At 61.9% G+C, this 6,588-nt stretch carries 5 protein-coding genes; all 5 read right to left on the reverse strand.

All coding sequences use genetic code 11. The features are described 5' to 3' along the window. Nucleotides 1-3,466, reverse strand: a 3,466-nt coding sequence (locus EN939_RS16020; protein ID WP_127268763.1) for a vitamin B12-dependent ribonucleotide reductase, incomplete at its 3' end; no start/stop codon positions are given. Between the two features lie 600 nt (nt 3,467-4,066). Further along, the gene (locus tag EN939_RS16025) at nt 4,067-4,378 is read right to left on the reverse strand and encodes a PilZ domain-containing protein (protein WP_127268764.1); all 312 of its coding nucleotides are present in this window, start codon (nt 4,376-4,378) and stop codon (nt 4,067-4,069) included. A gap of 235 nt (nt 4,379-4,613) precedes the next feature. Continuing rightward, nucleotides 4,614-5,102: an NUDIX hydrolase gene (locus EN939_RS16030; RefSeq protein WP_127268765.1), complete on the reverse strand. Its 489-nt coding sequence runs from the start codon at nt 5,100-5,102 to the stop codon at nt 4,614-4,616. A 212-nt stretch (nt 5,103-5,314) separates the two neighbouring features. Then, nucleotides 5,315-5,815, reverse strand: coding sequence for a xanthine phosphoribosyltransferase (gene gpt, locus EN939_RS16035; protein WP_006200882.1), 501 nt, complete (start codon nt 5,813-5,815; stop codon nt 5,315-5,317). A gap of 132 nt (nt 5,816-5,947) precedes the next feature. Continuing rightward, a partial coding sequence (locus EN939_RS16040; RefSeq protein WP_164751017.1) for a universal stress protein occupies nt 5,948-6,588 on the reverse strand: 641 nt, incomplete at its 5' end.

Genomic DNA, 6,588 nt, shown 5'->3' on the forward strand with positions numbered 1-6,588 from the left:
CGTTGGAGCCGGAGAACGCGGTCGGTGCCGAGCGGGCAGGGGCGCCCGACGGGGCCGCAAAGCCTTTCGGATCGTTGCCGCTGACGCGCGACACCAGCTTCACCGGCGATGCGCCACGAGTCAGGCCCTTGGAAACCGCATCGGTCTTGCCTTCGCTGATGCCACGGCCAAGTGCGGTGTTGGAAAAGTCCGACTGGTCGACATGGGCGAGGTCGTTGCGCCCGAGATAGGAGATCGCCAGTTCGCGGAACACGTAGTCGAGGATCGATGTCGCGCTCTTGATGGCATCGTTGCCCTGCACCATGCCGGCCGGCTCGAACTTGGTGAAGGTGAAGGCGTGCACATATTCGTCGAGCGGCACGCCATATTGCAGGCCGAGCGAAATGGCGATGGCGAAGTTGTTGAGAAGGCCACGCAAGGTCGCGCCTTCCTTGTTCATGTCGATGAAGATCTCGCCGAGACGGCCATCGTCATATTCGCCGGTGCGCAGGAAGATGGTGTTGCCACCGATCTTGGCCTTCTGCGTGTAACCCTTGCGGCGGCCGGGCAGCTTTTCCTGCTCGCGCGACACGCGCTCGATGATGCGCTCGACGATCCGCTCGGTGATCTGTGCGGCACGTGCTGCCGCAGGTGCGGCGAGCAGCTGCTCGACGGCTTCGTCCTCGTCGTCCTCGCCATCGGCGAGCAGCGAGGAGTTGAGCGGCTGCGACAGCTTCGAGCCGTCGCGGTAGAGCGCGTTGGCCTTCAGCGCCAGCTTCCACGACAGCATGTAGGCGCCCTTGGCGTCTTCCACCGTCGCATCGTTGGGCATGTTGATGGTCTTGGAGATGGCGCCGGAAATGAAGGGCTGTGCAGCCGCCATCATCTGGATGTGGCTGTTGATGGACAGCGAGCGCTTGCCGATCTTGCCGCACGGGCTGGCGCAGTCGAAAACCGCCAGGTGTTCGGCCTTGAGGAACGGCGCGCCTTCCAGCGTCATCGCACCGCAGACGTGGATGTTGGCGGCCTCGATATCTTTCCGGGAGAAGCCGAGCGCCGGCAGGATCTCGAACGAGAAATCGTTGAGCTGCTCGTCGGTGAAGCCGAAATTCTCCTTCACCCAGTCGGCGCCGAGCGTCCACTGATTGAAGACGAACTTGATGTCGAAGGCCGACTTCAAGGCTGCGTTGAGCGCGGCGATCTTGTCGTCGGTGAAGCCCTTGGCCTTGAGCGCGCCGGGGTTGATGGCCGGCGCCTGGTTGAGGTTGCCGTGGCCGACCGCATAGGCCTCCATCTCGGCGATCTGGGCTTCGGAATAGCCGAGCGTGCGCAGCGCTTCCGGCACGGCGCGGTTGATGATCTTGAAATAGCCGCCGCCGGCCAGCTTCTTGAACTTCACCAGCGCGAAGTCGGGCTCGATGCCGGTGGTGTCGCAATCCATGACCAGGCCGATCGTGCCGGTCGGCGCGATGACGGTCGCCTGTGCATTGCGGTAGCCATGCTCCTCGCCGAGCTCGATGGCGCGGTCCCAGGCAGCCTTGGCGTGGGTCGCAAGGTCCTGCTGCTTCAGGTCGGAAGCGACCAGCGGCACGGGATTGACGGCAAGCTTCTCGTAGCCCTGCTTCTCGCCATAGGCGGCACGGCGATGGTTGCGCATGACCCGCAGCATGTTCTGCGCATTGCGGTCGTAGTCGGCGAAGGCGCCGAGTTCGCCGGCCATCTCGGCCGAGGTGGCATAGGCGACACCGGTCATGATTGCGGTGAGTGCGGCGCAGATGGCGCGGCCTTCATCGGAATCGTAGGGAATGCCCGACGTCATCAGCAGGCCGCCAATATTCGCATAGCCGAGGCCGAGCGTGCGGTATTCGTAGGACTGCTTGGCGATCTCCTTCGACGGGAACTGCGCCATCATGACCGAGATTTCGAGAACGATGGTCCACAGCCGCACGGTGTGCTCGTAGGCTGCGATGTCGATCGTGCCGTCGGCGTTGCGGTAGGGCAGCAGATTGATCGAGGCGAGATTGCAGGCCGTGTCGTCGAGGAACATGTATTCGGAGCACGGGTTGGACGCCCGGATCGCACCGGCCGATGCGCAGGTGTGCCAGTCGTTCATCGTCGTGTTGAAATGCAGGCCGGGATCCGCGGACGCCCAGGCGGCATAGCCGATCTTTTCCCAGAGGTCGCGAGCCTTCAGCGTCTTCAGCACCTTGCCGTCCTTGCGGGCGGTCAGGTGCCAGTCGGCATCGTCCTCGACGGCGCGCAGGAAATTGTCCTTCAGCGACACCGAATTGTTGGAGTTCTGGCCCGAAACCGTGAGGTAGGCATCCGAATCCCAGTCTGTGTCGTAGGTCTTGAACGACATCGAGCTATAGCCCTGCTTGGCGAACTGGATGACGCGGTAGATGTAGTTCTCCGGCACGGCGGATTTCTTGGCCGCCTTGATCTCGCGCTTCAGGGCGGAGTTGATCGACGGATCGAAGCAGTCGTCGCCATTGCCTTCGCAGTTGACGCAGGCCTTCATGATCGCTTCGAGATGCTTCTTGACGATCTTCGAGCCAGTCACCAGCGAGGCGACCTTCTGCTCTTCATTGACCTTCCAGTCGATGAATTCCTCGATATCGGGGTGGTCGGCGTCGACGATGACCATTTTGGCGGCGCGGCGCGTGGTGCCGCCCGACTTGATGGCGCCCGCCGCACGGTCGCCGATCTTGAGGAAGCTCATCAGGCCCGACGAGCGGCCGCCGCCCGACAGCTTTTCGCCTTCGCCGCGCAGCAGCGAGAAGTTGGAGCCGGTGCCGGAGCCGTATTTGAACAGGCGCGCTTCACGCACCCACAGGTCCATGATGCCGCCCTCGTTGACGAGATCGTCCTGCACGCCCTGGATGAAGCAGGCATGCGGCTGCGGATGCTCGTAGGAGGATTTCGACTTGGTCAGCTTGCCGGTGAACGGGTCGACATAGAAGTGGCCCTGGCTCGGGCCGTCGATGCCATAGGCCCAGTGCAGGCCGGTGTTGAACCATTGCGGCGAGTTCGGCGCGACGCGCTGGGTGGCCAGCATATAGGCAAGCTCGTCGCGGAAGGCGCGCGCGTCTTCCTCCGACCCCTTGAAGTAGCCGCCCTTCCAGCCCCAGTAAGTCCAGGTGCCGGCAAGCCGGTCGAAGACCTGACGTGCGTCGATCTCGGAACCGTAGCGCTCGGCTTCCGGCAGCTTCGCCAGTTCCGCCTCATCGGCGACGGAGCGCCACAGGAAGGAGGGGACGTCGTTCTCTTCGATCTTCTTCAGGCGCGCCGGCACACCGGCCTTGCGGAAATATTTCTGCGCCAGGATATCGGCTGCGACCTGGGAGAACTGCGCCGGCACGTCGATATTGTCCAAGCGGAACACCACCGAACCATCCGGATTCTTAATCTCCGAAAGCGCCTTGCGGAATTCGATCTCCGCATAGGCAGATTGTCCTGGCTTGGTGAAACGACGCTCGATGCGCATTGGTCCGGTCCCTTTTGTCTATATATAGCGCTTTCCTCCAGGGATTTCTGCCCCCGATGCGAAACGCGCATGTCCGCCGTCTGCCGGGCGTTCGAAAACGGCCGGCTCTCCATTTTCGCGGTCTCCGCCGGCCCTGCTGGTCAAACTCCTTGCGAAGCGCCTGCCCAACGCGCCGACGAACCCGCGGGTCCCTCAAAACTGATTTTTTCCGATTCCCTCGGTCGAGGGAAATTCACACTATCTAGCGTCGAACCTACCTGCAAACACTAAATATAGTATTAACAGACAATTTATTCAAGCCCGACAATTGTCCCTATCGTCCCCAACCGCCCCACAATCCCAACGCTTCCGCCGGCCTCGTAAACAGGCGGAAATGCGAGCAAAAACGCACATAATCCGGGAAAAAAGACCGGGCTCAGAACTTTCCGGTCGCACTCTCAACAGGAGCACATGGCCTATAAAAGGCGACTCGTTTTGCGCCGTCAAGGATTCGTTTGCGTAGCTTTTGTGACCCCAACATCTTGTGTGTCACATATGTGGATAACGGGGATAGAATGCAGGCGCGGATCACGATTTTCCGCGCGCAAGCTTGCCCGGGCGTCAGCCGTAATGCAGCCGGGGCTTTGGCTCGGTGCCGGTGAACTGCACCCCGATACGGTCGTTGCGACGCCAGCGGACCTCGCACCGATAGGCAATGCCGTCGAGCGGCACATAGAGAAGGAACCGATCTGGGACCCGGGCTTCGAGCGGTATCTTCAGTTCGGCGCCGCCTTCGTGCTGGTTGCGCAGCGTGCAACCGACTTCCGAATTCGAAATTCCGGTGATGATCGACCCACCCTTGAGCACGCGCGGACGATGCTCGCGCTGGGGGTCGTCGGACTCGTTTGGAATTGGATTTGCGGGATTCGCCATCGATCAAAAATACCAGAGCTGCCGAATCCTACCCTTGATTCCTTAGCAAAGCATTCATGTCGAAGCGCGGCAACGCGTGTCTAAAGCGTGTCGCGCTTGAACGGATTCAAGCGACCCGCTTTAGGTCCTTGCTTTTATGCATGTCGTTCTCCCAAAACCGAGGTCACTTTTGGGCGACATGCATTAGCCTTTGCAAGCCAGTCCCGTTTTGCAAAGAGAGCGGTGTGGCCGCCCGTCAGGAGAAGCTGTGCGGGTCGGCGCAGAAATAGGCGATGATCTGGCAAAGGTCGGGTTCGTTGACCATGCGCACCGCTTCGCTCGCACGGACCCATTTGCGGGTGCGTGAGTGTTTTTCCTTCCAGCGGTCCGCGACTTTGTCGACATGCAGTGGAAACACCAGGACCTCGCACGGCACTTCTTCGCCGGAAGCCAGGACCTTGGCGTAGAAGTAACGGCCGGCTTCAAGATGAGAGACACGGCCGCGCAGCCCGGCCTCCTCGCCGGCTTCGCGCGCCGCGGCCTCGCAGAGCGGCTCCCTGGCCTCTGGCCAGCCCTTGGGCAAAACCCAGCGGCCAGTATCGCGGCTGGTGATCAGCATGATTTCGACGCCGTCTCCCGCGTCGCGCCAGGGCAGGGCGGCAACCTGCAGGCGGCACGGCGCCGTGCCGAAGAGCCGTCGGACCCTTTCGGCCAGATGATTGTGTGTCGTTGGCCTCGTCAACATCGAAGAAGCTAGCCCCAGCCTCCGGAATCGTTTGCCGTCTCACGAATCTTACGGCTAATTGTCGGCAATAAAAGTAAAAAATTTCATTCGCCTGGCCGATTTCCGCCAATAGACGTCGATTTCGCTAAATATCCGGCCCTGCCGGACCTGTTTGCGAAAGCAATCATGCCCGGGTGCAAGCTGCTGGTCTGTAACAGGCAGGTAGTTGCGAATCAGCCGGCGTGGTCGTCGGCGATCGGCTTCTGGTAGGTGAAGCCCATGTCCCACGGGAAATAGATCCAGGTGTCCTGGCTGACTTCGGTGACGAAAGTATCGACCAGCGGCCGGCCTTTCGGCTTGGCATAGACGGTGGCGAAATGCGCCTTGGGCATCATCGCGCGCACGATGCCGGCCGTCTTGCCGGTGTCGGTCAGGTCGTCGATGATCAGCACGCCGGCGCCGTCGTCGGCGAGCAGGGCAGGGGTGATCTCCTTGAGGACCTGCAACTGCCCCTGGCTGGTATAGTCGTGATAGGAGGCGACGCAGACCGTCTCGATGACGCGGATGCCGAGTTCACGCGAGATGATCGCCGCGGGGACCAGCCCGCCTCGCGTAATGCAGACGATCGCTTTCCATTGTCCCTTGTTGGCGCCGGCAAGCCGCCAGGCGAGCGCCCGGGCGTCGCGATGGAATTGGTCCCAGGAGACCGGAAAGGCTTTTTCGGGAAGGGACATGTCGCGCACTCCACAGCACGCGGGGATCGCGCGCAGGAAAACAGGGGAATGCGCGCGGAATTAGCTGGAAAGCCCCCATCTTGGCAAGAGCAAGGGCCTTGGCAAAGGCAAGGGCCAGCGATCGCTGTGGACCTACCGCGACAGGAAGGCTGCCACCGGCGCAGTGCGCAGCACGCTGCGCGTCACGCCGCCGAACAGAAGCTGACGCAGCCATGAATGGCTGTAGGCGCCGAGCACCAGCAGATCGGCGCCGGTTTCCGCGATTCTGGTCTGGATGATGTCATCGACCGAATTGCCGCCCGACTGCTGCACCGAGACGCTGACGGTGGCGCCGTGGCGCGACAGCGCCGACGCGATTTCGGCGCCGGCGGCCTCCGGGCTGTCGTCGAGCGTTTCAGGAGGGTCGATAACCAATATGTCAGTCTTCTCGGCTTCGATGATGAAGGGCAGCGCGTCGAAGGCGGCCCGCGCCGCTTCCTTGCTGCCGTTCCAGGCGAGCAAGACGCGTTTGAAGGTGGTGATCAGCGGACCCTCGTGCGGCACCACCAGCACCGGCCGGCCGGCATCGTAGACCAGCGTGTCCACGTCCGCGCTGGAATCGCCGCCCGTTTCGCGCTGCGCCGCTATGATCAGGTCGGCGGCCCGCACGCTCGAAATCCCGGTCAGCGCGCTGTCACCCGAAAAGCTCTCAAGGCTTCGCCACTCGAAGGAAAGACCGGAATCCTCGATATGTCTGAGAAACAGCGCCTTTAATTTCTCGGCCCGTTCCCGGT

Source organism: Mesorhizobium sp. M7A.F.Ca.CA.002.05.1.1 (assembly GCF_003998335.1).
Lineage (GTDB): Bacteria > Pseudomonadota > Alphaproteobacteria > Rhizobiales > Rhizobiaceae > Mesorhizobium.